Source organism: Arthrobacter sp. E44, assembly GCF_041877125.1.
Lineage (GTDB): Bacteria > Actinomycetota > Actinomycetes > Actinomycetales > Micrococcaceae > Arthrobacter.
The window spans coordinates 138,926-165,069 of sequence record NZ_JBHDJA010000002.1; the positions used below are offsets into that span (position 1 = coordinate 138,926).

The window sequence follows — 26,144 nt, forward strand, 5'->3', positions numbered from 1 at the left end:
ACTATGGACGCAGCCGATCGGAAACGGCTGCGAACGGAACAGCGAAAAGGTGCGCTCAGCGAACGGGGCGCACCTTTCCCGTACCCGCTTGTGGCGGCAGGTTTTCCAGGCACAGATACTCCGCCGTGGGTTCCTTGCGGATCAACGGAGCCTGTGCATAGAGTCGGCGAACAAGGCTGGACCACGCCGAGAGGACAATTCCATGACGAACGAGCCCAATTCGATCGACGAGAACGACCCCACCAACACGGGATCCAGCAGCACCGCCCCACTCAACGCGCAGCCGGATTCCGGCAGCAAGGACGATCCCACGGGGGTGGAGGGCGCCAACCCGGCCCTGGACGATACCGGCCACCTCAAGGCCGCCGAAACGGGAGAAGCGCCGGAGGCCCCGGAGAACCGGGAGGACCTGGACCTTACCCCGCAGGGCCTCTCCGATGAGCCTGCCAAACAGGAGGACCCGGAGAGCCTGGCCAAGCCGGACAACAGCTGACTGTTCCCCGACAAAAAGTACGACGCCGGCACTTTCCGAAGTGCCGGCGTCGTACTTTTCTGCGTGGTCCTTCAGGAGGCCGGTGCCTCTGCTGGAGCCTGGAGACTTTGGGCTTGCGCCGGGCTTTGGGCCTGCGCCTGGATGGCCGTAATGGCCACCGTGTTCACGATGTCCTCCACCGTGCAGCCGCGGGAGAGGTCGTTGACCGGCTTCCGCAGCCCCTGCAGGACCGGCCCAACTGCGACGGCACCGGAGCTCTGCTGCACGGCCTTGTAGGTGTTGTTGCCCGTGTTGAGGTCCGGGAAGATGAACACGGTGGCCTGCCCGGCCACCGAGGAACCGGGCATCTTGGATGCGGCGATCGAGGCGTCCACGGCTGCGTCGTACTGGATGGGACCTTCCACGGCCAGGTCCGGCCGGCGTTGGCGCACCAGTTCGGTGGCCTGCCGCACCTCGTCCACCGCCTCGCCGAAGCCCGAACCGCCGGTCGAGTAGGACAGCATCGCCACGCGGGGCTCCACCCCGAACTGCGCGGCGGTCTCCGCTGAAGCGAGCGCGATGTCCGCCAGCTGCTCCACGTTCGGATCGGGGTTCACAGCGCAGTCGCCGTAGACCAGCACCCGGTCCGGCATGAGCATCAGGAACACCGAGGACACGATCTTCACACCCTCCCGGGTCTTCACGAACTCGAGCGCCGGCCGGATGGTGTGCGCCGTGGTGTGGGCGGCGCCGGAGACCATGCCGTCCACCACGCCCAGCTGAACCATCATGGTGCCGAAGTAGCTTCCGTCCTGCATGATTTCCAGGGCCTTGGGCAGGTCCACGCCCTTGTGCGCCCGGAGCTCGGCGTACTTCTCGGCGAACTTCAGCCGCAGCTCGGACGTGGCCGGATCGATGACACTGATACCGGACAGGTCGATGCCGTTTGCCGCAGCAAGTTCCCGGACGGCGGATTCGGGGCCCAGCAGGGTCAGGTCGCAGACGTCGCGGCGGTGCAGGATCTCGGCCGCGCGCAGGATCCTGACGTCGGTTCCTTCCGGCAGGACCACGTGCCGGCGCTGCGCCCGGGCCCGCTCGACGAGGTCATGCAGGAACCGCAGCGGCGTCATCCGCTCCGCCCGCGGCAGGTGCAGGCGCTCCACCAGTTCGGCCTCATCAACCCGGCGGGACCACAGCCCCAGGGCGGAAGCCACCTTGCGCCGGTGCCCGGACCAGATCTCGCTGCGCACTTCGGACACCCGGCGGGCCGTCTGGTACGTGTCCTCGTCCGCCGCGAACACCGGGAACGGCGCCTGGGCCAGGAGCGGGTAGATGTTGGCGTCCGGGGCCAGGCCGCCGGTGAGGATGAGTGCAGACGGCACGGGAAACTCGGGCGAGAACGAGGACGCCAGGCAGGCCACCATCACGTCTGCGCGGTCCCCCGGCACGATCACCAGCGCGCCCTCATCCAGCACGTTCAGGAAGTTGCCCACGTTCATGGCGGCCACCTTGATGTCCTTGACGTCGCGCTCCATGTCCGGCGTACCCGCGATCTGCCGCACGCCCAGCGCCATGGCCACCTCGCCGGTGGTGGGCCTGGCAATTTCCTCCAGCTCCGGCAGGATGTAGACCGGCCGGCCGGAGGCACCCGGCTTCAGGGCGGCGGCGATGGCGTCCAGGTCATCAGCGTCCGCGCGGTTGACCATGATGGCCAGCAGCGCGCACTTCTCGGCGGCGAGTTCCTTGCGGGCAACTTCAACGGCGGCGGCCGTCTCACTGACGGTGCGGCCCTTGGCGCCTACCACCGCCACCACAGGGGTGGCGAGGTTGTTGGCCAGCCGGGCGTTCAAGTCGAATTCGACGGCGGCGTCCTGGCCCACCAGGTCGGTCCCCTCCACGATCACCACGTCGCAGTGGCGTGCGATCTCCGCGAAGATCTCCACGCACCGGGCGTCGATTTCTGCGCGGTTCCCCTCGGCCAGCAGCGTGCGGACCTCGTCGTAGGTCAGGCCGCCGCGGCACCGTTCATGCTCCAGCGCGAACCGGGATTTCATCAAAGCCACCATGGGGTCATTGGCCGCCGACGGCCCGTGGACTACCGGTTTGAAAAAGCCGATCCTGTCCGCGTGACGGTGCAGGGTGTCCGCCAGCCCGAGGGCGATCAGGGACTTGCCTGATCCAGGAGTTGTTGCGCTGACGTAGATGCCTTTGGCCATGGTCCGCCCTTTGCTGTCCTTGCTGGTGCCGGTACCCCCATCCTTGCACTTCCCTCCCCGCGAAATGGCACTTCTCGGCAGTGTTCAGCGCCGGGACTGCCGCCAAGTGCCACTTCGCGCGGAAAGGTGGTGGCCGCCGTCGTGCGTTCCCGCCCGGTTGCTACCACCCCCACCGTGCGGCGCGCCGCGGACGACGGCGTGTCCCCCGTTTGGCGGTTTGGGCCACCCATGTAAGTGGGCAGGAAGGCTCGCATCCCCTTGACACCGGACCCCCTCATGGGATTACCTAATGAACATTCGGTAAATAAAGCTGGAGGCAATGACGCATGGCTGAGACCACTCTTTCCGGGGCCACCCACCCCATTCTGGAAAATGACTATGCCTCCGAATGGATGGGCATCGAGGTCCTCGCCATCAGCGACGGCCACGCCACTATCCGGATGACGCTCCGGCAGGAAATGCTCAACGGCTTCGGCATGGCCCACGGCGGAATGATCTTCGCTTTCGGCGACACCGCCTTCGCCCTCGCGTGCAACCCCATCCACCCTGCACCGGGCGAGGAAGGCACCATTACCGTCGCCTCCGGCGTCGACATCAATTTCCTCAAGCCGGCATTCCGCGGCCAGGTGCTCACCGCCGTCGCGGACCGCCGCTCCAGCGCCGGACGCAGCGGGCTCTACGACATCCAGATCTTCGCCGCCGACGCCGCAACGCCGGCTTCCGAAACCCAGCCCAGTTCCCCGGGCGAGCTCATCGCCGAGTTCCGCGGACGCAGCCGCACCATTCCCAAGAAGTAGGAAAACCATGACCCTGCATGCCCCCGAAACCCCCGCCGCTGCCGTTTCCACCCCGGCGGAAGCAGCCAACCCGGCCGGCACGGACGCCGGCCCCACCACGGAAGGGCTGGACCGCGAGGAAACCATCTCCCGCGACGAACTCGAGGCCCTGCAGCTCCAGCGGCTGCAGCACACCGTGGCCTACGCCTACGACCGGGTCCCGCTCTACAAGCGCAAATTCGACGAAGCGGGCATCCACCCCAGCGACCTGCGCGAACTCGAGGACCTTGGCAACTTCCCTTTCACCACCAAGGAGGATCTGCGCCAGGAGTACCCGTTCGGGATGTTCGCTGTGCCGCAGAGCGAGGTGGCCCGCATCCACGCCAGCTCCGGCACCACGGGCCGGCCCACGGTGGTGGGCTACACCAAGCAGGACCTGGCCGACTGGGCCAAGCTGGTGGCCCGCAGCTTCCGCGCCTCCGGCATCCGCCCCGGCATGAAGGTCCACAACGCCTACGGCTACGGGCTGTTCACCGGCGGGCTGGGCGCGCACGCCGGCGCCGAGGCCCTTGGCTGCACCGTCATCCCCATGTCCGGCGGCCAGACCGAACGCCAGATCCAGCTGATCCAGGACTTCAAGCCGGACGCGATCCTGGCCACCCCCACCTACCTGCTCACCATCGCCGACGCCATGGCGCACATGGGCATCGACCCGGCTTCCACCTCGCTGAAGTTCGCCGTGCTGGGCGCCGAGCCGTGGACCCAGGAGATGCGGCACGAGCTTGAGGTGATGATGAACATCAAGGCCTGCGACATCTATGGCCTGTCCGAGGTCATGGGTCCGGGCGTGGCCGGCGAGGCCGTGGAGACCCAGGACGGCAGCCACATCTGGGAGGACCACTTCCGTCCGGAAATCATCGACCCCTTCAACCCGGCCCCTGGCAAGGAAAACGTCCTGCGCGACGGCGAGCACGGCGAACTGGTCTTCACGTCGCTGACCAAGGAAGCCCTGCCGATCATCCGCTACCGCACCAAGGACCTCACCCGGCTGCTGCCCGGCACCGCCCGCCCCGCACACCGCCGCATGGGCCGCATCACCGGCCGCAGCGACGACATGATTATCCTGCGCGGCGTTAACCTCTTCCCGTCCCAGATCGAGGAAATCGCCCTCCGCATCCCCGAGCTCAGCCCGCACTTCCAGCTGGAGCTCACCCGCCCCGAGGGCCAGCGGATGGACCAGCTGACCGTGCGCATCGAGCGCCGGGACGCAGTCACCATTGAGCAGAGCACGACGGCGGCACGCACCTTGAAGGAACAGATCAAGATCCACGTGGGTTCTTCGTGCACCGTGGACGTGGTGGAGCCTGGTTCGCTGGAGCGGTCCAACGGCAAGCTGCGCCGAATCTACGACCTGCGCCCGAAAGGCTAATGCCGTTCAGGGCCGCCGCACAGCTTCAGCGTTCGGCGCTGCCCGGCGTCCGCTGCCTGCCGGGACTCCGGCCGGCCGGCAGGGAAGCGGGTCTGCGGAGCAGCAGCACGGCTGCCAGCACGAACCAGACCGCCGGGACCAGATTGGCGATGATCACCGGGCCCCAGCCGGCAGTGTTATAGAACCCCGAGGGGTCCAGGGGGCCGCCGTACATAGAGGGGACCGCGGCGGCGCACAGCACCACGCCGACATAGGCGACCCATCGGGTCCAGGACGGCAGGACACCGGTGGCCACCGCCGCCCAGCCTGCCGCGCCCAGGAAGAGCCCGGTGATGGCGAAGGCAATGGAGCTGTTGTAGATCAGCAGGTAAGCCATGGTCAGCGCCCGGTTCACCGAGGGATCGGGAGCAGGCGCCAAGGCATCCAGAGCCAGGCCGCCCTCCATTCCATTGGCCACGAGGGTCACACCTACCCAGACTGCCATGGCGGCGACCACCAGGGACCCGGCCCAGCCGTAACGTGCATCCGCACGCCCGATGAGATGGCCCAACCCCGCTGCAAAGACCATCGCAGCCACGTAGAGGCAGAGATCGAGCAGGACCCGGGTGAAGATGATGTTGCGGATCCGGTACGCCTCAGCCGCACCCGCCGCTCCGTCGTACAAACTAACGGAGGGGTCCTGGGCGAAATACAGTGGGAACTGGCCTGCCCAGAACACCAGCATCCCGACGCCGGCCCATCCAGTGATCCGGCGAACAGCATTGTCTTCCACGGCTGGCATCCCTTCGATCTTCAGGAGGAGCGGCAGGTCTCCGGCTTCCTGGCAGCTTTCCCCTCAGGGTGGCCCGGTGGCCATCGGCATCCAAGTGCCGAAGGTCCCAGCGGCGGCCGGGCTGCGGCCGATTACCGAACGTTCATGAGAAAATAACGACTATGCCCAGCGCCAGCAGAACTGCCAGCACCGAAACCTCCAGCACGAACGGCACCGCCGCGAATGGCACTGCCAAGCGGGGCCGCCCCGGCTACGACCAGCAGTCGGTGCTCCGCATCGCCGTGGATGTTTTCAACCGGCACGGCTACGACGCCACCTCCATGGGCATCCTGGCGGAGAACCTGGGCATCTCCAAGTCCGCCATCTACCACCACGTGCCGTCCAAGGGCGACCTCCTCAAGCTCGCGCTCGACCACGCCCTGGGCGGGCTCGAAGCCATCCTGGAGCAACCCGAGGCCACCTCCGGTGCGGCGGATGCCCGGCTGGAGTTTGTGCTGCGCCAGACCGTGGCCGTCCTGGTGGACCGCCTGCCCTTCGTCACCCTGCTGCTGCGCCTGCGCGGCAACACCGAAATCGAACGGGACGCCCTGGAACGCCGCCGCGCTTTCGACCACAAGGTCGCGGGCCTGATCTCGGCGGCCCGCGACGAGGGGTCCCTCCGCGCGGACATCGACCCACGCACCGTTTCGCGGCTGCTGTTCGGCATGATCAACTCCATTGTGGAGTGGTACAAACCGGGCGGCGCACTATCGCCGGAACGGCTGGCCGACGACGTCATCACCATGGCGTTCGATGGCCTCCACGCGGACACATAGGGAACGCGCAAACTTCCCGACCCCAGATAATAAGGGTGCTTGGTATTTTCCCCGCTCCCCCGTTACGGTGGTAGAAAGCCACCATCCGCAGGGAGGTCCTGATGAGCAAGGCCAGCGCTCCAGAGCGTTCACGCCATCTCCACCCCGCGCGCGGCACTGCGCTGGCCGCCGGGGCTCTCACGGCCGCCCTGGCACTCAGCGGATGCACTGGCACGCCGGGCCCTCCCAATCCCAGCGGCACCTCCCCAAGCCAGGCATCGTCGTCGTCCGCTAGTGGCACGCCGGCACCCTCCAACCCGGTCGCCTCTGGTTCTGCAGCGCCGGCCACCGGCGCGGGCCCCGACTCCGGAGCTGCCGGGAACCTGCCGCAGCTCGTGGAAAACCTGTCACCCTCGGTCGTCACCATATTCACGCAGGGCGGCCTGGGCAGTGGCGTGGTGTACTCGGCGGACGGGCTGATTCTCACCAACGAGCACGTGGTCCGCGGCGCCACCACCGTTCAGGTGGGGTTCGCCGACGGGCAGCGGGTGGAAGGGACGGTCAAGGCAAGCGACGCCGTGACCGACCTCGCCCTGGTGCAGGCCAAGCGCACCGGCCTGCCCAAGCCCACCTACCAAAGCAACCTGCCCAAGGTGGGCGAGGGCGCGCTGGTCCTGGGATCCCCGCTCGGCTTTGAAAACACCGCCACCGCCGGGATCATCTCGGGGCTGCACCGCTCCATCCCCGGCTCCGCATCCAACAGCCTCTCGCTGGTGGACCTCATCCAGACGGACGCACCCATCAGCCCCGGCAACTCCGGCGGCGCCGTGATCAACATGCGCGGCGAGGTGATCGGCATCAGCGAGGCCTACATTCCGCCGTCGTCCGGCGCCGTGTCCCTTGGTTTCGCCATCCCCGCCGCCACCGCCGTGGACGTGGCCGAGGAACTGCTGAAAAACGGTACGGCCAAGCATGCGTATCTGGGCCTGACCCCGGGCGAGCTGACCCCGCAGATCGCTGACCAGCTGGGTATCCAGGCCGGATCCGGGGTGGTGGTGCTTGCTGCCGATGCCGACGGGCCCGCCGGACGCGCGGGAATCCGGCCGGGGGACGTCCTGCAGTCCATGGAGGGCGTGGAGCTCACCACGCCGGAAAAGCTCCTGGCGGAACTGCGCAAGCGCAACCCCGGCGACACCGTAGGCTTCAAGGTCAAGCGCGCCGACCAGACCTTGGACGTCAAGGTGGACCTTACCGACCGCCCAGCCAACACAACCACCCGATAGGAAGGAAAAACACATGAGCCACCCCAAGGAAGAACCCGACGCAGGCTTCATCATTCCGGATCCGTCAAAGATCCGCGAGGACATCCCCGGCGACGCCGGAGATGAAGCCAACGTGATCCGCTTCAGCGAGGAGCAGGCACTGATCGAGGAACAGTCGCACGGCGTCCGCCCGGACACCTACAGCGTCCCCTCCGGCGGCCCCACCATGGACGAGGCCCGCGGCAACATGGACCTCTCCGACCGCAGCGAGGACGGCCGGGGCACCGGCCCCGAGGACGACAGCAGCGACGACGGCCTGCACGGCGGCGCCGAAAGCTAGCCGCCGCGGTCCACAGACAAGCAGCAGGGGTACCCCGATCCGACCGGGGACCCCTGCTGCTGTTCTGCTGTCTGCCGGGCCTAGACCTGGTACTCCAGCTTGTCGCCCAGGTTTTGGTGGATGCACAGGATGTTGTGCTCGGTGTCCATGAACCACGCGCACTTTTCCCGTCCCGTAGTGCAGATGTGGTTTTCCGTCTTCAGGGTGGGCAGGTCGTAGTCCTGGAACCTGATGCCCCGGGCTTCCATGTCCCGGACAGCCTCCTCAATGTCGGGGACCTCGAAGCTCAGCGCCGTGTGTTCGGAGTGCTTGCCGTCGGACACCGACATCAACTCCAGCAACGGGCCGCCGTCGATACCCAGCAGTTCATTCCCATCGTCAGTGGTTCCGCGGTGCGGGAGGCCGAGCTTCTCCGTATAGAAGCTCCGGGCGCGGGCTGCGTCATCCACCGGCAGGATGGTTGTGGCTGAACTCATTGTCAGATGCATGGGGGCCACCTCCTTGTGGGCAGAATCTTACGCCCGGCAGCCTCAAAAGACCCTCCCCCGGCACCCCGATGCTCTATCACTTTGGGCCCCTAAAACCGGGGTTTAGGGACCAAAAGTGATAGAGCAAGGGAGAGTTACTTCTCGACGAGGGTGAGGACGTCGTAGGTGGCCACGATTTCGTCGTTCTGGTTGGTGAGGACGGCGTCCCAGGCCACCTCGCCGTATTCGTCGGTTTCACGCGGCGTGATCTTCTTGGCGGTGAGGGTCACCCGGATGGAGTCGCCTGCGGCAACGGGGGTGATGAAGCGCAGGTTTTCCAGGCCGTAGTTGGCCAGCACGGGACCCGGGGCGGGCTCCACGAACAGTCCGGCGCCCCAGCTGAGCAGCAGGTAGCCGTGCGCGACGATGCCGGGGAAGAACGGGTTGGCTTCCGCCGCTTCCTGGTTGGTGTGGGCGTAGAAGGTGTCGCCGGTGGAGTTGGCGAACGCAGTGATGTCCTCGAGGGTGACCTGCCGCAGGTCGGAGCGGACGGCGTCGCCGATCCGGAGGGTGGACAGATGCTTCCGGAACGGGTGCGTCCCCTCGGTCTCGAGGGTGAAGTTCCGGGCCGCGCCGGTGTGCCAGACGCCGGTGACGGCGGTGAGCATGTTGGGTGACCCCTGGATGGCGGTCCGCTGCATGTGGTGGAGCACCGACCGGATGCCGCCCAGTTCCTCGCCGCCGCCGGCGCGTCCCGGACCGCCATGGACCAGGTGCGGCACCGGCGAGCCGTGCCCCGTGGAGGTGCGGGCATCTTCGCGGTTCAGCATGAGGACGCGGCCGTGGTGGGCGGCGATGCCGGTGACCAGCTGGCGCGCCACCTCGGGATCGTTGGTGCAGACCGACGCCACCAGGGATCCTCCGCCGCGTGCCGCGAGGCGGACGGCGTCGGCCAGGTCCTTGTAGCCGATCACGGACGATACCGGACCAAAGGCCTCCAGCGAATGGATGGCTTCCGCTTCCGGATTGTCCCAGTTCAGGACCACGGGGGCCATGAAAGCGCCGCCGTCCACTACCCCGGTGGTTCCGTCGGCGGAGGTGACCGACGGCGAATCGAGGGTTCCGTACGCAAGCTCACCGCCGGCGTCGAGCATTGACTGCACGGCGGCGCGGACGTCCTCAAGCTGTTCCACCGAGGCCAGCGCACCCATAGTGACGCCCTCGCCGCGCGGGTCGCCCAGGACCACGCGTTCGGTGATGCGCTTGCCGATGGCGGCGGAGACCGCCGGCACCAGCTCCTGCGGCACGATGGCGCGGCGGATGGCGGTGCATTTCTGGCCGGCCTTGACAGTCATTTCGGTGACCACGGACTTGACGAAGGCATCGAACTCGGGAGTGCCCTCCACGGCGTCGGGCCCCAGGATCGCGGCGTTCAGGGAGTCGGTCTCCGAGGTGAACCGGACACCGCCCTCCACCACGTTCGGGTGCGCCTTGAGCGACTTCGCGGTGGAGGCGGAGCCGGTGAAGGCCACCAGGTCGCGGTAGTCCAGCACGTCCAGCAGGCCGCGGACCGAGCCGGAGACCAGCTGCAGCGAGCCCTTGGGCAGGATATTGGATTCCACGATGGCCTTGACCACCGCAGCAGCAACGTAGCCGGTGGGGGTGGCGGGCTTGACGATGGTGGGGACGCCGGCGATGAACGCGGGCGCGAACTTCTCCAGCATGCCCCAGACGGGGAAGTTGAAGGCGTTGATCTGCACCGCGACACCGGGAATCCGGGTGTAGATGTGCTCACCGGCGAAGGAGCCGTCCTTGGAGAGCACCTCCATTGGCCCGTCCACCACCACCTGGGAGTTGGGGAGCTCGCGCCGGCCCTTGGAGCCAAAGGTGAAGAGGACGCCGATGCCGCCGTCGATGTCCACCATGGAATCGATCTTGGTGGCGCCCGTCTGGAAGGAGAAGTTGTAAAAGTGCTCGCGGCGGGCATTCAAGTACTGGGCCAGTTCCTTGAGCTTGAGCGCCCGCTGGTGGAAGGTCAGCTTGCCCAGTTCATCCTGGCCGGTGGTGCGTCCGTACTCCACCACCCCTGCGAGGTCCAGGCCCTCCGTGCTGACCTTGGCCAGGATCTCCCCTGTGCTCGCATCCCGGACGGGGACGGCGGAAGCCGACGAGCCGGCGTCGGGCGTCCACCAGGCGTCCATGACGAAGCTGGGCACTGTCTCCACGGTGTCGACCGTGGCCTGGGGAGCTGTGGCTGTGGTGGTCATCGTTGACGGTCCTTCCAACAAGGGGGCAGGCAAACAGGACAGCCATTACTGACCGTCCGTTCGGTAATATATTCACCATACATGAAGTGCCGTGCTGCAGACTAGAAGGCCAGGACCGAATTGGCCGCCTCAAAGGAGAACTTATGAACGCCATGTCCCCTGCGGATACCGCCGGCAACCAGCCGTCCGGGCACGAACTATGGAAAATCACCCTCGGTGAACTGGACGAGAAGATGGGCGTGAAGATCCTGGAGGAGTCCGTGGAGCGCGTTGTCGCCACCATGCCTGTGGAGGGGAACAGGCAGTCGTTCGGACTCCTGCACGGCGGCGCTTCCCTGGCCGTGGGCGAGGCCGTGGGGTCCTGGGCCGCGGTGATCCATGCCAGCACCATGGGCAAGACCGCGGTGGGCGTGGACGTTTCCGCAACCCACCACCGCTCCGCGCGTGAGGGCCAGGTGACCATCACCGCCACCCCCATCCACTTGGGCGGCACACTCACCACGCACGAGGTGCTGATCACCAACGAGGCAGGCCAGCGGCTGTGCACCCTGCGCATCACCAACCTGCTGATGAAGCGCAAAAACTGACGAAAAAATTACCGGCACTGCATCCAAAGCCGCCGCTGCGCAGGTATTAAGCGCGTAAGTACAAACAGCCCGGCTACCGGGCATCCTGCAAGGAGTTTGACATGCGCAAAATGATCTACGCAGCGGGAGCCATCTCGCTCGCCGCTTCGCTGGCCCTCGCCGCTCCCGCCCAGGCCGGCGGATGGCACCACCATGACGATGACCCTGCCCTGCTCTCCGTCCTGCATGGCGTTCCCGGCTTGACCGTGGACGTGTGGGTGAACGGAAACCTCACCCTGGACGATTTCACCCCCGGCACCCTCGCCGGGCCCCTGGAACTGGCCGCCGGCGACTACCAAATCGCCATCACCGCTGCCGACGCCACCAGCGCCGACAACCCGGTGATCGGCCCGGTCAACGTGGAACTGGACGAGGGCGGCAACTACACGGCCGTCGCCCACCTCAGTGCCGACAGGACCCCCACAGCGTCGCTTTTCACGAACGACACCAAAGCCCCCCGCAACGACCAGAAGGGCAAGCTCACGGTCAGGCACGTGGCCGCAGCCCCCGCCGTCGACGTACTGGCCGGCGGAGCTCCAGTGATTGAAGGACTCAGCAACCCGGACGAAGCGAAACTGAAGCTGAAGGCCGGCACCATTTCGGCCAGCGTGGCCGCGGCAGGAACCACCGATCCCGTGATCGGGCCGGCGGACATCACGGTTGAGGGCGGAAAGAACACCATCGTCTACGCCTGGGGAAGCCTCGCAGACGGCACCCTGGACGTAGCCGTCCAGGTGGTTGACGGCAAGGACCGCGGGCACGGCCGGCACTGACCTGACGGACCGCAGCTAACGGACTGCACCTAATGGCAAGGGGCGGGGCCCTCGGACCCCGCCCCTTATCAACTAGTTGGTGGAGCGCCCCTTCCGGCGGCGGACCAACAGCATCAGCAGGATTCCGACGGCGAGCGCAGCCACAGCAGCGACCGCTGCGGCAATCAGCCCGTCGGCTCCGGTGTAGGCCAGGTTTCCCGGGTCGGCGGGACTGTTCCGGTTTCCGCCGGTGTTGACCAGGTCTGCGGGCGCACTTGGTGCGGGGGTACTTGTCGGCGGAAGCACGACGGCGGGGGTTTCCGTCGGCGCGGCAGGTGACGGGCTTGCGGGGGCCGGGCTGGCCGGCGGCGCCGTAGGAACCGGGTCAGTGGGCGTCGGCGGGGCGGGCTGTTCCGCTGCCGCAGCAAACTCAAAGCTGTTCGTGCCCGATTTGCTGAACCCGTTTACCGTCTCGGCCGTGAACCGGAGCATACCCGTGCCCTGCGGAGCCATGAAGCTCCAGTTGCCGGCCTCCACGGGCACCTCGAACGGGTCTTTGCCCTGGATGGTGATCCGAACCTTTGAACCTTCAGCAACGGCGGACGCCGGAGCTGCAGGAACCTGCCCGCGGATCGTCTGTCCCGGCTGGTACGTTCCGCCGAGCGCCGGCGCGGTGACGGCCGGCTTGTTGAGGAACAGTTCCAACTGGTAGCCCGGCAGCACCGCCAGGCTGTCCCGCAGGGTGGCGCCCACGGCAAAGTTCTGGATGACCTTGCCGTACTTGTCCGGCGTATCACCGGCTGAGTGGGTGCCCACGGCGTAGTTGCCGCTGACGTATGGGCCACCGGAGTCGCCGGGATTGGACTGTACGCCGTAGGACAGGAATCCGTGGAACGCGCGCAGGTCCGTGGGGTCCGTGATGGAGGAAGGCCCGGGCACGATGAAGATTCCCACCGCGTCCACAGTTCCGCAGGACCAAAACGAGCTCCGCCCCGACCGGCAGACGGGCATTCCCACCACCGGATCCTTGACCCCAATGATCTTCACATCCGGTCCAGGCTGGGAGGGATTCCCCCATGTGCTGGCAGCGGGCATCGGATCGATGTCCTGCCGCAGCGACTGGATGACTGATACGTCGGTCCCCACGTTGCCGGGATCGGTAACTGCCGTGTAATCCGGGCCGATGGGGGTGTTGGGGTCAACCACCCGCGAGTTGCCGGGGCCGCCGAACTGGCTGAAGCCGAATTTTCCCAGGAGACCAGCCGGAGTGCCCTGGAGTTCCAGGGTGGCCGTTTCCGCGGCGCCGTCCGAGGCACAGTGGCCAGCCGTAAGGACAGCGGGAAGACCCGCCGGATCGAAGACGGAAAAGCCGGTGGAGCAGACGTATCCGATGTCCGTCTGGTAGCCCACGCCGCCGGGCACGTCAGCCTCGGGCTTGATCGGCGCGCCGCCGTCGAGCTCCACGTTGGCGTAACGGGAGACGAACTGCTCAGGCGAAACTTTTCCCTTTGCCGGGCCTGCAGTCTCGGCACCGGCTCCTGAAGAAGCCGGCAGCGACTCCGGCGCATTGATTCCGCCGGTCCTGATGACGAACTTTCCGCCCACCGCCATTACTGCCTGCAGCCCCTGCGGGCCGACGTCGCGAACATACGCCTGGAACAGCTGCTCAGTGCTTACTGCCAGCTTTGAACGGGTACCGTCGGTGGCCGCCCGGGCGGCTACCGACGCTGAAGGAGACGGAGTGGCGGACGACGGCGGCACGACGGTGGGCGCCACGGCCGACGGGTGGGGCGCCGGGGCTTCAAGGGTCAAGCCGTTAACTGTGCCGGCAAGCCCAGCAACGGCAGCCTGCAGTTCAGGACCGGAGCCGGTCACGACGATGGATGGGCCCTCGAGGCGGACGCCCACGTAACCGGGAACCTGGCGCAGCTGGACCGCAGCTGCTGCCGCCCGGGCGCCAAGTTCACCTGCGGCTTCGAACTGTTGGGGAGTCAGCTTGAGGTCGCGCTGCACTGCTTCGGCGAGAGCCGCTTCGGAAAGTCCTGTGGAGGTGCTTGTGCCGGACGGGCCGGCTGTGGGCAACGGGCTGGCAGCAGGGGCCGGCGCGGCAGTGCTGCTCCCGGTCGGCGCTGCCTGCCCGGAGTCCGATCCGCTGGTGGCAAAGGCGGGACCGACTACCGACGCCGAGGAGGCCAGCATTCCGGTCACAGCGCCAAGGGCAAGCACGCGCCGCAGCACGTCGGCGTTCATCGGGCCACCCCCGCACCCGAGAGGGCCAGGACAGCATCAAGTTCGGTGGTGGTGAGCCCGTTGGTCAGAAGGTAACCGCGGGTGTCCAGGCCGCGGACAAACGCCACTACCGCAAGCCCCCGCTGTTCCAGAAGCGGCGCCAGCTCCGGCTCAGCCAGGTACCGCTCCCGGCTGTGGGGCGGGCCGTGGGTGCGGTATCGCTCGTTGATGCCGCGGACGGCCCTTCGGTAGCCTTCGGCAATCTCTTCGTCAGAATCACCCGCAAGGTCCTGGACCATGGCAGCGACCAGTCCGCTGCGATCGCGTCCCGCGGCGCAGTGCAGCAGGACGTTCCCCTTGGGCGCGGCCACGGCGATGGCACGGAACACACCCACCAGCTTTTCGGGGAAGAGCCAGGCGTTCTCTGCGTAGTGGGCTGGATCGTTCAGGTAGGGGCCGGCGACTGCGGTGAAGCGCGGGTCACCGGGCTCCTCCGTTGGCGCCTGCACCACCTCGATCCCGGCCCAGGCAGCGGCAGGCACTGCCGGGTCGTTGTCCCGGCGCCGCCCCTCATCAGCGTTACGGAGATCCACCACAGTGCGGACGCCGTCGTCGAACGCCTGTTTCCACCCTGTTTCCGTCAGCCATTCGCGCCGCCCCATGCGGTAAATGCCGCCGGAAACGTGCCACGCGTTGACAGCGCCATCCCAGTCCATGGACCTGCCCCTTGTGCTCATCCGGACAGCTAACCACACGCTGCTGGGAGCCGCATGTCACATAAGGGGACGAGGCGGTGCAGCGCGAGTGTCCAAAGGCCCGTGACAGGAGTGACAGGCGGGAGTACTGTGACGAAAACTTGGCCCAATGGAGGGCACTGAGCATTCGAGGGGAACACATGGGAACAGTTTCAGCACGACGGCGGCCGCGGGCTTTCGCTGCCGCCCTTGCCACGCTGGCGATCGCCGCAGGCTTTGCGGCCGCTCCGGCGCAGGCCGTGGACAAAGACAAGTACATTGCGCTGGGTGATTCGTATGCGGCGGGACAAGGTGCCGGGCCGTACCTGGACGCCTGCTATCGCAGCAACAGCGCCTACGCCGAACTTGCGAATGAAGCCAAATCAATCCAACTGGTGGTGAATGCTGCCTGCAGCGGCAAGACCACCTGGGACGTCGTGAACAGCCAGCTTCGCCAGCTCAACAAAAGCACGGAGCTCGTGACCATCACCGCGGGAGGCAACAACATCGGTTTCGGCGACATCATCACCGCCTGCGGCGCTGCCCTGGCCAACCCCGCCGCAGGACCCGCATGTGACGCGGCCACCGCCTCAGCCGCAGCGATGATCCAAAGCGGACAGCTCACCCGGGACGTCATCTCGATGATCCAGAGCGTGAGGGCCGCCGCACCCAATGCCAGGATCGTGGTGACGGGCTATCCCTACCTGTACGACCCCGTCACCCTCAATCCTGCCGATCCGCTGTCGCTGTTTATCCAGCAGGCAACCGTCCTGGCCGATGGCCTGGACGCCTCCATCGCGGCGGCCGCCAGTGCCACAGGGGTTCAGTACGTGGATGTCCGGGCAGCGTTCGCCGGCCACGGCGTCAACTCCGCGGACCCCTGGATCAATCTGGATCTGGCCAACCCCGCCAGCCCGGACAACTTCCACCCGAACGCCGCGGGCTACCAGGCCTACTTCACTGCGCTCACCGGTTCCGGCGCCTACTCCGTCCCCTAGCCGTGCCCCTGTCCGCGCCGGTCCAGTCGATACTCAAGCCCGGCGCGGACGGCGGGCCACTCGTGCTCCAGGATGGAGAACACCACGGTGTCCCGCAGGTTTCCGTCACTGGTCCGTGAATGGCTGCGCAGTACACCGTCCTGTTTGGCACCCAACCGGGCAATGGCCTCACGCGACTGGTGGTTCAACCAGTGCGTCCGGAACTCGACGGCCGGGCAGCCAATGGTTTCGAAGGCGTGCCGCAGCAGCAGGAGCTTGGAATCCGGGTTGGTCCCTGTCCCCTGCACGGACGCGGCGTTCCAGGTGGAGCCGATCTCCACGCGCGGCGTGGCAGCATCGATGTTCATGTAGGTGGTCATGCCGATAATGCGCCCCGGTCCGCCGGTTGCGGCATCGATCAGCCGGGTGGTGAAGGGCAGCATAGACCCCTGCTCCTGCAGGGCCAGCCGGCGCCGGATTTCCGCCGCCATTTTGCCGGGTTCGGGCACCGACGTGTACCAAAGCTTCCACAGCTCGCCGTCCCTGGCGGCCTCCACCAAGCCGTCGTGGTGCGCCTCCGCGAGCGGCTCGAGGATTACGTAGCGGCCGGTGAGGGTAAGGGGTTCAAGGAAAGTCACTGCACCAGCCTAGGCCCGGCGGAAGCGCGGGTTACGCTGGGGCAAGCACCACGACGTCGAGCGAGGGAGTCACCATGTCAGGCCAGAATCCGGATCCGGAAGAGGACAAGCTCACCGGCTTGGAGCCCGGAGGCGGAGTTCCGCCAGGGGAAACACCGCCGGGCGAAGCCTCCACCAGCATGACCCAGGGCCACGACGAGCACGGTACCCGCAAGGGCACGCAGTTCCTGTGGATCGGCATCATCGGCGTAGTTGTCGTGCTGTGCCTCCTGTACTTCATCGGCTACATCGTGGGGTTCTTCGACTGAATCCGTCAGCGTAGGCGGGGATTCCTAGCTGGGCCAGTCGAAGAAACCCTTGCCGGTCTTGCGCCCCAGCTCACCGCGGGCCACCTTGTCCCTGAGGATCTGCGGGGGCGCAAACCGGTCTCCAAGTGTGGACTGCAGGTATTCGGCGATGCCCAGGCGGACGTCAAGGCCCACGATGTCCGTGGTTTTCAGTGGCCCGGTGGGGTGCTTGTAGCCCAGGACCATGGCGTTGTCGATGTCCTCGGCCGAGGCGACCCCTTCCTCCACCATCCGCATGGCCTCCAGCGCGATGGCCACGCCCAGGCGTGAGGACGCGAACCCAGGGGCATCGTTGACGACGACGGCGGTCTTGCCAAGTGCCTCCACCCAGGTTTTTGACGCGGCAGCAAGTCGGGGAGACGTGCGCTCCCCCAGCACCACCTCGATGAGTGTGGATGCCGGAACGGGGTTGAAAAAGTGCAGGCCCAGGAAGTTCTCCGGCCGCTTCAGTTCGCGGGCCAGCCCGTTGACCGACAGGGAAGAGGTATTGGACGCGATGAACCCGTCCTCCGCCAGCCGCTCTTCAATGCCCCGCAGCGCCGTTACTTTGAGGTCCCAGTCTTCGGGGACCGCTTCCACCACCAACTCGCGGCCGCTGAAGTCGTCGTAGTCGGTACTCACAGTCAGCCGGGACCCAAGTTCGTCGAAGTTGGCGTCCACGGCGCCCCGCTCGATGCTCTTCAGGGCCGCCGACTCCACGCGTTCCCGCGCACCTTCGGCGGAGACCTCGTCGCGCTCCACCACCAGGACGTTCGCGCCCTTGATGAGGAAGGCGTGGGCAATCCCCGCGCCCATGCGGCCACCGCCCAGCACTCCCACGAAGCGGGGAAGGCAGGTGGGCAGGTTTGGGTTCGTTGTTGAATCGCTCACGGGTCCTACTTTCCGTCGGCAGGGTTGGCGGCGTTTGCCTTTTTCGCCGCGTTGCGGTCCAGGAACGCCTGCATGCGGTCGAACTTGGCCTGCGACTCGAAGAGGATGCCCTGGGCCAGTTGGTCAATGATTGGGTGGGCTTCCGCAGGCGCGTGGAAGACGGACTTGGTGATGCGGACGGCCAGGGGATCCTGGCGTCCGATCCTGTTGGCCAGGCTGTGGGCGGCATCCAGGAGGTCGGCGGGGTCGTGGATTTCGGTGATGAGGTTGATGGCCTTGGCTTCACCGGCACCGAGGACCAGCCCGGCCAGCAGGATCTGCTTGGCCAGCGGCTCACCCACCAGTTCCTTGAGCCGCCAGCTGGCACCGGCCGCGGCAAGGATGCCCAGCCCCGTTTCCGGGTTGCCGATCCTTACGTTGGGGGTGCCGATCCGGAAGTCCGCGGCATAGGCGAGCTCGGCGCCGCCACCCAGGCAGTAGCCGTCCAGCGCGGCGATGACCGGCATGGGCAACTTGGCGATCCGGACGAAGATAGTGGAGTTGATTCCCTGCAGGGCATCGTCCCGCCGCCGTTCGCGCAACTGCGCAATGTCGGCCCCGGAGGCGAACACTCCTTCCACGCCGGCGATGATCAGTACCTTGGGGTTCTGTTCCAGCGCGGCGCAGACTGTGTGGAGTTCGTCCACCATCTGCTGGTCGATCGCGTTCTTCACCTCGGGCCGGTTGAGCAGCACCACCACCCGGTCTTCCCGCTCCTCCACCAGGAGGGATGAGAACTTTTCTTCGGCGAGGTTCACCGCGACGGCCATTAGATCTTCTCCAGCAGCATTGCGGTGCCCTGGCCCACGCCGACGCACATGGTGGCGAGGCCAATCTTCGCGTCCTCCCGTTCCATCCGTCCCAGCAGGGTGATGGCGATTCGTGACCCGCTGGAACCAAGGGGGTGGCCCAGGGCGATGGCGCCGCCGTCACGGTTTACGATTTCCGGTTCCAGTCCCAAGCGGCGGATGCAGGCCAGGGACTGCGTGGCAAAGGCTTCATTAAGTTCGACGGCGCCCAGCTCGCCGACGCTCAGGCCGCTCCGCTTGAGCACCTTCTGGGTGGCGGGGACCGGGCCGATGCCCATGATCTCCGGTTCACAGCCTGCAGAGGCGCCGTCGATGATACGGGCACGCGGAGTCAGGCCCAAGCGCTCGATGGCCGCTTCGGAGGCGACGATGATGGCTGAGGCTCCGTCGTTGAGGGACGATGAGTTGCCAGCGGTGACCACCGATCCGCCATGTGCCACCGGCTTCAGCCCGGCAAGGACCTCAAGGCTGGTGCCGGGCCGGGGGCCCTCGTCGGTGTCCACCACGGTTTCGGATTTGCGGGTCTTGACCGTGACGGGAATGATCTCGTCCTTGAACCGGCCGGCTTCGATGGCATCCAGGGCCAGCTGGTGGGAGCGGAATGCGAACGCGTCGGCGTCTTCCCGGGAAATGTTGTCCACCCGCGCCACTTCCTCCGCGGTCTCCGGCATGGAGTAGGTCATCTTCCCGTCGCGGGACAGGCCGCCGTGCTGGAAGTGGGGGTTGGTGAAGCGCCAGCCGATGGAGGTGTCGAAGATCTGGCCCGGCTTGGCGAACGCGGCGGTGGGCTTTTCCTGCACCCAAGGTGCGCGGCTCATCGATTCCACGCCCCCGGCGATGACGATGTCCGCAGCTCCGGCCTTGATCATGTGGCTGGCCTGGATGATGGCGCTCAGGCCCGATGCGCACAGCCGGTTGACGGTGATCCCTGGAATGTGGAGCGGCAGCCCCGCCAGCAGGGTGGCCATCCGGGCCACGTTCCGGTTCTCCTCGCCGGCGCCGTTCGCGTTGCCGAGGATCACTTCCTCAATGCTCTCCGGATCCAGGCCGGCACGCTGCACCGCTTCCCGGACCACCAGGGCCGCAAGATCATCAGGCCGCACGGAGGACAAAGCCCCTCCATACCTGCCCACCGGCGTTCGGACCCCGCCAACAAGGAAAGCCTGCGGACCTGCGGTTGCAGCCATGGAAACACCCTTCACGCGATAAACAGCACTGTCATCGGCGGCCGGCGCAGCGGAACCCTCCACTTACCGACCGTTCGTTCTGTAAATGGTACACGGCAGGCCCCACGCGCGCATCCGGTTACAGCACCGCCACCCCCAGGTGCGCCGCAATGAGCGGCGCCAAAAGGTTCAGCTGATACTCGTCGATAACCATTCCGGACAGGCTGCCCAAGCCGCTGATCCCGCGGAATTCCGTACCCCTGATATCAAAATCCTTCAGCTTGGCTCCCGTCAGGTCCAGTGAGCCCACCGTGCAGCCCTCAAGCTTCACCCTTGTTGCCGCGGCACCCCCGAGGTCCAGTTCATTGATGATGCAGCCGCTGATCAGCACGTCAGTGAGCTTGGCGCCGCGGAGATTGAGGAAGTCCACCTTGCCGCCGTCGATCCGCACGGACTGCAAGCCGCTTTCATAGAGTTCGGCCGAGCCCAGCCGGGGATTCCGGAACTCAACCTCGCGCCAGGTAGTCCGGGCACCGCGGAAGACAGGCGCGTACGCCTCTGCCAGGATGCAGTCGCGGAATGAGGCACCGCGGAGTTGGGCATCGCTCAAGGACGCTGCATCAAACCGGCACTCGGCAAAAACGCTGTCCGCGAGGTCGAGGCCGTCCATGGCGGCACGGATGAACCGTGCATTCTCATGCCGGTCACCGCGGCGGAACGCGTGGCCCGGCAGGTCCTCGAGGTCATTCAACTCCACCGGGGAGAGCCGGGGCGGGACCACCCTGGCTGCCGCCTTGCCGCGCACTTTATCCATGAGCCCGAGCCTAGCGGTGGGGCCTGACAAAGGGCAGCAAACGCAGCGCGGGACTTGAAATAGTAAGCAAGCTTTGCTTATCGTGAAAGGGCACGGTTGATCGACGGAAACGAAAGGAGGCCGGAACCATGGGCCTCGGAGACAAGATCAGTAACGCGGCAGAGAACCTTGGCGGCAAGGCCAAGGAAGCTGCAGGCAACGCGACCGACAACGACCGCCTCAAGGCAGAAGGCCAGGCCGACCAGGTCAAGGCAGACGCCAAGAAGGTGGGCGAAAGCGTCAAGGACGAGTTCAAGCGCAGCTAGTCCCTGCTGATGCAGCCGCAGCGAACGGCGTGCTGCAGCAGCCCCAAACGGCGGCGGATCCCTTGGATCTGCCGCCGTTTCGCTGTCCACCCATCATCGATTGCTGTGTATTTGTCGTTTTGAGGGCTCATAACGACAAATACACAGCAATCGATGCGGGAAGTCAGCAATCGAAGGGGGAAGTCACCAGCCGCTGCGGGTCGGTGTGTGGCCCTGCCGCGAATCCTCAGGCATGGTCATTTCGGCCCGGAGTCCAAGCAGCCGGATGGGCTGCCCAGGCTCGATCTTCGCCGCGAGGTCAAGGGCCCGGGACAGCACGTCCGCGGGATCGGATGTCTGGGGGATCTTCCGCGCGTAGGTCCTGGTGGTGAACGGCGCATACCGAACTTTCAACGTCAGGCCGATCACCGGCCTTCCCTCGGCAGCAACATCCTCCAGCACGCGCGCGGCCAGCTCCCGGACGGCGTCGCGAATCCGCTCGGGGTCTGTCAGGTCGCGCTGGAAGGTGGTCTCTCGGCTGTGCCCCCGCGGCACCCAGGGCGTATCGTCAACCACCCGGGAGCCGTCCCCCCGTCCCAGCTGCGCGTACCAGGGACCCATTTTCGGACCAAACTCGGGGACCAGGTCACTGGGGTCCGCCGCTGCGAGCTCGGCAACAGTCTTGATCCCCAGGGTGGCGAGGCGCCGTGAGATCTTGGTACCCACGCCCCACAGCTCCACCGTCGGCCGGCTCCCCATGACGTCCAGCCAGTTCTCTTCCGTGAGCCGAAAGACCCCCGCGGGCTTGCCGAATGAAGTGGCAACCTTGGCGCGGAGCAGGGTGTCGCCGATCCCCACGCTGCAGTGCAGCAGGGTCTCCGCCAGGACGGCCTCCTGCAATTGCCTGGCAAAGGCTTCAGGATCGGTGGTCTCGACGCCAACGAAAGCCTCGTCCCAGCCGAGCACCTGGACTGTGGTTCCCGGCTGCGAGCGCAGCACCGCCATGACCTTCTCCGACGCCTCAAGGTAGGCCCCGTGGTCCACGGGCAGGATGACGGCATCCGGCACTTTCCGCGCGGCAATCCGCAGCGGCATTCCCGAGCCAACCCCAAAGGCCCTGGCCTCATAGGATGCCGTGGACACGACGGCGCGCTCGGTAGGGTCCCCGCGCCCGCCCACAATCAACGGCTTTCCCGCCAGCTCGGGCCGGCGGAGCACTTCAACGGCAGCGATGAACTGGTCCAGGTCCACATGCAGCACCCACGGTTCGCTCACAGGCCCCAGTCTGCCCGGTGGGACTCCCAGCGGCTAGCCTTGGGCCATGACGAACGTAGACCTGAGCGCCGAGAGCACGGCTGCCGGCGGATCGACCTTCCTGCACGGCTACCTTGCCGTGCCCGAAGGGCAGGGCCCCTTTCCCGGCGTCGTCATGATCCATGAAGTGTTCGGCCTGGATGACCAGACCCGCCGGCATGCGGACCGGCTGGCCCGGGCCGGCTACCTTACCCTGGCGCTGGATCTGTTCAGCGACGGCGGTCGCAGGCGTTGCCTGGTGGGAACCATGCGTGCCATGGCAGCCCGCACGGGCAGGCCTTTCATAGACATCGCCACCGCGCGCAGCTGGCTTGCGGAGTCGGAACTATGCAACGCCAAGACCGGGGTTATCGGTTTCTGCATGGGCGGCGGGTTTGCCCTGCCGACCGCCCGGGACGGGTTCGACGCCGCCTCCGTCAACTACGGACGGCTGCCCGGCAAGGAGCAGCAGGACCTGGTGGAGGCTTTGCGGGGCTCCTGTCCGATCGTGGCCAGCTACGGCGGTGCGGACAAGTCCCTGAAGGGCGCCGCGGCCCGGCTCGATTCAGCCCTCGACCAGTTGGGCATCGAGCACAGCGTGAAGGAATTCCCCGGGGCAGGCCACGCCTTCCTCAACGATGAAGAGTTGGGGCCGGTACTCCTCCGCCCGCTGATGCGGGTGATGGGCGTGGGCCCGGATCCGAAATCCTCCCCTGAGGCCTGGCAGCGCATCGAGGACTTTTTCGCACGGCACCTGAAAGGAAACGCCGACGGCGGGCCGCCCACTCAAGGGGGCGGCCCGCCGTCGAACGTTGTTCAGTAAGCCGGGAAGGTCAGCTGTAAAGCTCGCTTTTGGGCTGGTTGTTCTTGACCTTCTGCCAGCCCAGCCAGAGGAGCAGCGCGAAGAACGGAATGGTGCCCAGGGTCCACAGGCCCAGGTAGAACACCTCGCCGTCCTTGCTGGTCATGGTGTCAAAGCCGATCAGCACCGTGATGGCCAGCAGGCCGAGCAGGCCGGCCCAGCTGGTCCACGGCGAACCGGGCATCGGCAGGCTGGAAGTGATGCCCTTGCGGCGGCGCAGCACGATCTGGCTGGCGAAGATGGAGCCCCAGCAGAAGATCACGCCGATGGAGGCGGTGTTCAGGGCGAGGTCGAATGCGTGTGAACCGCCCAGCCAGATGTTCAACATGATGCCCACCAGGTAGAACGCCGCGATGGCCAGGATGGCTGCGTACGGGACGTGGCGCTTGGACATCCTGGTGAGCCACTGCGGGGCGTGCCCGTTGTTGGCCATGGTGCGGAACACCCGGCCGATTGAGTACAGGCCGGAGTTGCAGGAGGACAGCGCCGCCGTGATCACGACCATGTTCATCACGTCGCCCACCCAGCCCAGGCCCATCTGGCCGAAAACGGTGACGAACGGGGAGGTGCCGGCCTTGTACTGGTCGGACGGCAGCAGCATGGCCAGCAGGGTCACGGAGCCAACGTAGAACACCACGATGCGGAGGACGACGGCGCGGACGGCCTTGGGCACCTCGCGCTCCGGGTTCTGCATCTCGCCGGCGGTGATGCCCACCAGCTCGATGCCGTTGTAGGCGAAAATAACGGCGTTGAGGACCAGGACCATCACCAGGGCGCCCTTGGGGAACATGCCCCCTTCGGCGGCGAACAGGTTGGCCACCGACGCGTGCCCGTCACCCACCTGGGCGTTGGTGACCACCATGAAGGTGCCCACCACCAGGAAGATCAGGATGGCGCCCACCTTGAGGCAGGAGGCCCAGAATTCGAATTCACCGAAGGCCTTGACGCTGAGCAGGTTCACTGCCACGAGGAGCGCCAGCGCGGCGATGGCCGATGCTTCCACCGGAACGTTGGGGAAGAAGAACTGGAAGTACAGGCCGATGGCGATCAGTTCGGCGATGCCGGTCATGCCCCAGTTGATGAAGTACATCCAGCCGGAAAGGAAGGCGCCCTTCCTGCCGAACATTTCGCCTGAGTAGCTGACGAACGAGCCGGAGGTCTGGCGGTACATGATGAGCTCACCCAGGGCACGCATGAGGAGGTAGGCGATGACGCCGGCAATGGCGTAAGAGAAAATCAGGGCCGGGCCAGTGGAGGCCAGGCGGCCGCCGGCTCCCATGAAGAGGCCCACGCCGATGGCGCCGCCCATGGCGATCATGGTGACGTGGCGGCGGCCCAGGGTCTTGCTGTAGCCCTCGGCGCTGAGGGTGGGGTCGACGGCGGTGGATGGCGCCGTACTGTTCTTTAGGTCTGTGGGGGTACTTTGAGGCACAACTGTTCCTTGTGGGTTGGGGGTTGGCCGCATCCGGTCTTCGTATGATCGAGCTCACATAATTCGGTCTTCAGGCCTTACAGCCAGCGAATGTGAGGGCGAACCGTCGAACTGCCGAAGCTTCACGCGACCTGACCATCCTACAACCTGGTGCGGAGTGGTACGTGACGCGCACTACACGCCGGCCCCGGCGATAGGCTGGAAGCATGGCAACAGCCCACCGCTTACCGCCCGCCCCGCAGCCCCAGCTGTACCGTTTCTCCCCCATGGACGTGGCCACGCTGTGCCTCTACGTTGCCATCGCAGGGTTCTTCGCCGCTGCCGGCGATTTGGTGGCACCGCTGCTGCGCCAGATAGCCCCCTCCCCCGCCGCGGCCTCGTACGCAGTGAACCTGCTCTTTTATGCCTCGGTAGGCATACTGGCACTCCTGGCGGCCCGCAAGGTGGTGGTCCGCGACCTCAAGGTCCTGGCAACCCGGCCCTGGTTCACGCTGCTGATGGTGCCGGCGTCCGTCATCGCCATGATGATCCTCACGGCGATATTGGTGGCGGCGAACGGGCAGGTGCAAACCTCCCAGAACCAGGCCGGGCTGCAGGCACTGATGCAGCAGGTCCCCGCCTGGCTCATGGTCCCGCTGCTGGTGATAGTTGGTCCGTTCGTGGAGGAATACATCTTCCGGCACCTGCTGATCGGCAAGCTAAGCAGGAGGGTGAACATCTGGATCTGCTGCATCCTGTCCGTGGTGCTGTTCGCGGCCCTGCACATCGTGGGGCAGGAAGCGATCACCCTCACCGCACTGCTCCCGTACCTGGCCATGGGCGCCACGCTGGTGTTCGTCTACATGTGGACCGGGAAGAACGTCATGTTCTCCTACTTCGTCCATGCCGCCAAGAACCTGCTGGCCGTGATCCTGGTCTACGCCATCCCGCCGGAACTGTTCGACCAGATGCAGAACGTCCAGGCCTAGCGCCCCCCAGGGGATCTTCCGCAGGGCGGCAGCCGCCTTTACCGTGGACGCATGGGACTGAATATCCAAATAGTTGTCGATTCCGCAAGGCCGCACGAGCTCGCAGACTGGTGGGCGGAAACCCTGCAGTGGGCTGTGGAGCCCCAGGACGGGGCCTTCATCCGTTCCATGATCGAGCAGGGCTATGCCAGCGAGGACCAAACCATGACCCACCGGGGCAACATGGTGTGGAAGGACGGCGCTGCCATCCGACCGCCGGAAGAGATCGAGTCCAAGGCCCCCGAGCGGCGCATCCTGTTCCAGGCCGCACCAGAGGGAAAGACGGTCAAGAACCGGGTGCATTGGGACGTCCGGCTGGACGGCCGGGACAAGGACGAGGTCCGGAGCGAACTCGAAGCGCGGGGAGCCACTTTCCTCTGGTCGGCGCGGCAGGGCCCGCATTCCTGGCACACCATGGCGGACCCCGAGGGGAACGAGTTCTGCATCAGCTAAGCACGATTACTAGACTT

Annotated in this window: 27 protein-coding genes; 14 read left to right on the forward strand and 13 right to left on the reverse strand. The window is 66.3% G+C overall.

The window, feature by feature from the left end; all coding sequences use genetic code 11:
- Positions 1-202 precede the first annotated feature (202 nt).
- A complete protein-coding gene (locus tag ACETK3_RS02790; RefSeq protein WP_142132762.1) occupies positions 203-493 on the forward strand; it encodes a hypothetical protein in 291 nt (96 codons plus the stop codon).
- Positions 494-564: 71 nt separating this feature from the next.
- Here the strand turns inward: ACETK3_RS02790 and pta are convergent, their stop codons facing one another.
- Entirely contained in the window at positions 565-2,688 is a 2,124-nt protein-coding gene (pta, locus tag ACETK3_RS02795; RefSeq protein WP_373992472.1) for a phosphate acetyltransferase, read from the reverse strand.
- A gap of 326 nt (positions 2,689-3,014) precedes the next feature.
- On the opposite strand from pta, the gene ACETK3_RS02800 reads away from it, so the two are divergent.
- Positions 3,015-3,485, forward strand: a complete 471-nt coding sequence (locus tag ACETK3_RS02800) for a hotdog fold thioesterase (RefSeq protein ID WP_237428852.1) — start codon at positions 3,015-3,017, stop codon at positions 3,483-3,485.
- Between the two features lie 7 nt (positions 3,486-3,492).
- Positions 3,493-4,893, forward strand: coding sequence for a phenylacetate--CoA ligase PaaK (gene paaK, locus ACETK3_RS02805; RefSeq protein ID WP_373992473.1), 1,401 nt, complete (start codon positions 3,493-3,495; stop codon positions 4,891-4,893).
- A 25-nt stretch (positions 4,894-4,918) separates the two neighbouring features.
- On the opposite strand, the gene ACETK3_RS02810 is transcribed toward paaK, so the two are convergent.
- A complete protein-coding gene (locus tag ACETK3_RS02810) occupies positions 4,919-5,674 on the reverse strand; it encodes a hypothetical protein (RefSeq protein ID WP_306968151.1) in 756 nt (251 codons plus the stop codon).
- A 152-nt stretch (positions 5,675-5,826) separates the two neighbouring features.
- On the opposite strand from ACETK3_RS02810, the gene ACETK3_RS02815 reads away from it, so the two are divergent.
- From ACETK3_RS02815 to ACETK3_RS02825, 3 genes are all read left to right on the forward strand, one after another.
- Complete coding sequence (locus tag ACETK3_RS02815) at positions 5,827-6,480, forward strand: TetR/AcrR family transcriptional regulator (RefSeq protein WP_236799479.1); 654 nt, start codon at positions 5,827-5,829, stop codon at positions 6,478-6,480.
- Positions 6,481-6,581: 101 nt separating this feature from the next.
- Positions 6,582-7,742: a S1C family serine protease gene (locus ACETK3_RS02820; RefSeq protein ID WP_373992474.1), complete on the forward strand. Its 1,161-nt coding sequence runs from the start codon at positions 6,582-6,584 to the stop codon at positions 7,740-7,742.
- A gap of 13 nt (positions 7,743-7,755) precedes the next feature.
- On the forward strand, positions 7,756-8,061 hold the full coding sequence (locus tag ACETK3_RS02825) for a hypothetical protein (RefSeq protein ID WP_236799481.1): 306 nt from the start codon (positions 7,756-7,758) through the stop codon (positions 8,059-8,061).
- A gap of 80 nt (positions 8,062-8,141) precedes the next feature.
- On the opposite strand, the gene ACETK3_RS02830 is transcribed toward ACETK3_RS02825, so the two are convergent.
- On the reverse strand, positions 8,142-8,537 hold the full coding sequence (locus ACETK3_RS02830; protein WP_373992475.1) for a VOC family protein: 396 nt from the start codon (positions 8,535-8,537) through the stop codon (positions 8,142-8,144).
- 146 nt (positions 8,538-8,683) lie between these two features.
- Positions 8,684-10,795 carry a phenylacetic acid degradation bifunctional protein PaaZ gene (paaZ, locus tag ACETK3_RS02835; RefSeq protein WP_373992476.1) on the reverse strand — a complete coding sequence of 704 codons (2,112 nt, stop codon included), beginning with the start codon at positions 10,793-10,795 and terminating at the stop codon, positions 8,684-8,686.
- 143 nt (positions 10,796-10,938) lie between these two features.
- Between paaZ and ACETK3_RS02840 the strand changes: the two genes are divergently transcribed.
- Positions 10,939-11,382, forward strand: coding sequence for a PaaI family thioesterase (locus ACETK3_RS02840; protein ID WP_237428859.1), 444 nt, complete (start codon positions 10,939-10,941; stop codon positions 11,380-11,382).
- Between the two features lie 101 nt (positions 11,383-11,483).
- Positions 11,484-12,194, forward strand: coding sequence for a DUF4397 domain-containing protein (locus ACETK3_RS02845; protein WP_373992477.1), 711 nt, complete (start codon positions 11,484-11,486; stop codon positions 12,192-12,194).
- Positions 12,195-12,266: 72 nt separating this feature from the next.
- Here the strand turns inward: ACETK3_RS02845 and ACETK3_RS02850 are convergent, their stop codons facing one another.
- Together ACETK3_RS02850 and ACETK3_RS02855 are read right to left on the reverse strand one after the other, a co-directional pair.
- Positions 12,267-14,423 carry a S1 family peptidase gene (locus tag ACETK3_RS02850; protein ID WP_373992478.1) on the reverse strand — a complete coding sequence of 719 codons (2,157 nt, stop codon included), beginning with the start codon at positions 14,421-14,423 and terminating at the stop codon, positions 12,267-12,269.
- Entirely contained in the window at positions 14,420-15,118 is a 699-nt protein-coding gene (locus ACETK3_RS02855) for a tyrosine-protein phosphatase (RefSeq protein WP_373992479.1), read from the reverse strand. The genes ACETK3_RS02850 and ACETK3_RS02855 overlap by 4 nt, the downstream gene beginning before the upstream one ends.
- 179 nt (positions 15,119-15,297) lie before the next feature.
- On the opposite strand from ACETK3_RS02855, the gene ACETK3_RS02860 reads away from it, so the two are divergent.
- The gene (locus ACETK3_RS02860) at positions 15,298-16,134 is read left to right on the forward strand and encodes an SGNH/GDSL hydrolase family protein (protein WP_373992480.1); all 837 of its coding nucleotides are present in this window, start codon (positions 15,298-15,300) and stop codon (positions 16,132-16,134) included.
- On the opposite strand, the gene ACETK3_RS02865 is transcribed toward ACETK3_RS02860, so the two are convergent.
- Entirely contained in the window at positions 16,131-16,751 is a 621-nt protein-coding gene (locus tag ACETK3_RS02865; RefSeq protein WP_373992481.1) for a GNAT family N-acetyltransferase, read from the reverse strand. The two genes, ACETK3_RS02860 and ACETK3_RS02865, sit on opposite strands and share 4 nt — an antisense overlap.
- A 74-nt stretch (positions 16,752-16,825) precedes the next feature.
- Here ACETK3_RS02865 and ACETK3_RS02870 point away from each other — a divergent pair, with 74 nt between their 5' ends.
- A complete protein-coding gene (locus ACETK3_RS02870; protein ID WP_236799490.1) occupies positions 16,826-17,059 on the forward strand; it encodes a DUF6480 family protein in 234 nt (77 codons plus the stop codon).
- A 24-nt stretch (positions 17,060-17,083) separates the two neighbouring features.
- On the opposite strand, the gene ACETK3_RS02875 is transcribed toward ACETK3_RS02870, so the two are convergent.
- From ACETK3_RS02875 to ACETK3_RS02890, 4 genes are all read right to left on the reverse strand, one after another.
- On the reverse strand, positions 17,084-17,968 hold the full coding sequence (locus tag ACETK3_RS02875) for a 3-hydroxyacyl-CoA dehydrogenase family protein (protein ID WP_373992482.1): 885 nt from the start codon (positions 17,966-17,968) through the stop codon (positions 17,084-17,086).
- Positions 17,969-17,973: 5 nt separating this feature from the next.
- On the reverse strand, positions 17,974-18,777 hold the full coding sequence (locus ACETK3_RS02880) for an enoyl-CoA hydratase/isomerase family protein (protein ID WP_373992483.1): 804 nt from the start codon (positions 18,775-18,777) through the stop codon (positions 17,974-17,976).
- On the reverse strand, positions 18,777-20,003 hold the full coding sequence (locus ACETK3_RS02885; RefSeq protein WP_237428867.1) for a thiolase family protein: 1,227 nt from the start codon (positions 20,001-20,003) through the stop codon (positions 18,777-18,779). The genes ACETK3_RS02880 and ACETK3_RS02885 overlap by 1 nt, the downstream gene beginning before the upstream one ends.
- 118 nt (positions 20,004-20,121) lie before the next feature.
- Positions 20,122-20,796 (reverse strand): pentapeptide repeat-containing protein, encoded by a 675-nt coding sequence (locus tag ACETK3_RS02890; protein ID WP_237428868.1) that lies wholly within the window; start codon positions 20,794-20,796, stop codon positions 20,122-20,124.
- A 128-nt stretch (positions 20,797-20,924) separates the two neighbouring features.
- Here ACETK3_RS02890 and ACETK3_RS02895 point away from each other — a divergent pair, with 128 nt between their 5' ends.
- Positions 20,925-21,101 carry a CsbD family protein gene (locus ACETK3_RS02895; protein WP_236799494.1) on the forward strand — a complete coding sequence of 59 codons (177 nt, stop codon included), beginning with the start codon at positions 20,925-20,927 and terminating at the stop codon, positions 21,099-21,101.
- A 183-nt stretch (positions 21,102-21,284) separates the two neighbouring features.
- Here the strand turns inward: ACETK3_RS02895 and ACETK3_RS02900 are convergent, their stop codons facing one another.
- On the reverse strand, positions 21,285-22,340 hold the full coding sequence (locus tag ACETK3_RS02900) for a DNA polymerase IV (protein ID WP_237430540.1): 1,056 nt from the start codon (positions 22,338-22,340) through the stop codon (positions 21,285-21,287).
- Between the two features lie 61 nt (positions 22,341-22,401).
- Here ACETK3_RS02900 and ACETK3_RS02905 point away from each other — a divergent pair, with 61 nt between their 5' ends.
- Positions 22,402-23,196, forward strand: a complete 795-nt coding sequence (locus ACETK3_RS02905) for a dienelactone hydrolase family protein (protein WP_237428869.1) — start codon at positions 22,402-22,404, stop codon at positions 23,194-23,196.
- A gap of 10 nt (positions 23,197-23,206) precedes the next feature.
- Here ACETK3_RS02905 and ACETK3_RS02910 read toward each other — a convergent pair whose 3' ends face one another.
- Entirely contained in the window at positions 23,207-24,667 is a 1,461-nt protein-coding gene (locus ACETK3_RS02910; protein WP_236820403.1) for an amino acid permease, read from the reverse strand.
- 206 nt (positions 24,668-24,873) lie between these two features.
- On the opposite strand from ACETK3_RS02910, the gene ACETK3_RS02915 reads away from it, so the two are divergent.
- Complete coding sequence (locus tag ACETK3_RS02915; RefSeq protein ID WP_236799497.1) at positions 24,874-25,635, forward strand: CPBP family intramembrane glutamic endopeptidase; 762 nt, start codon at positions 24,874-24,876, stop codon at positions 25,633-25,635.
- A 51-nt stretch (positions 25,636-25,686) separates the two neighbouring features.
- On the forward strand, positions 25,687-26,127 hold the full coding sequence (locus ACETK3_RS02920; protein ID WP_237428871.1) for a VOC family protein: 441 nt from the start codon (positions 25,687-25,689) through the stop codon (positions 26,125-26,127).
- Positions 26,128-26,144: the final 17 nt, after the last annotated feature.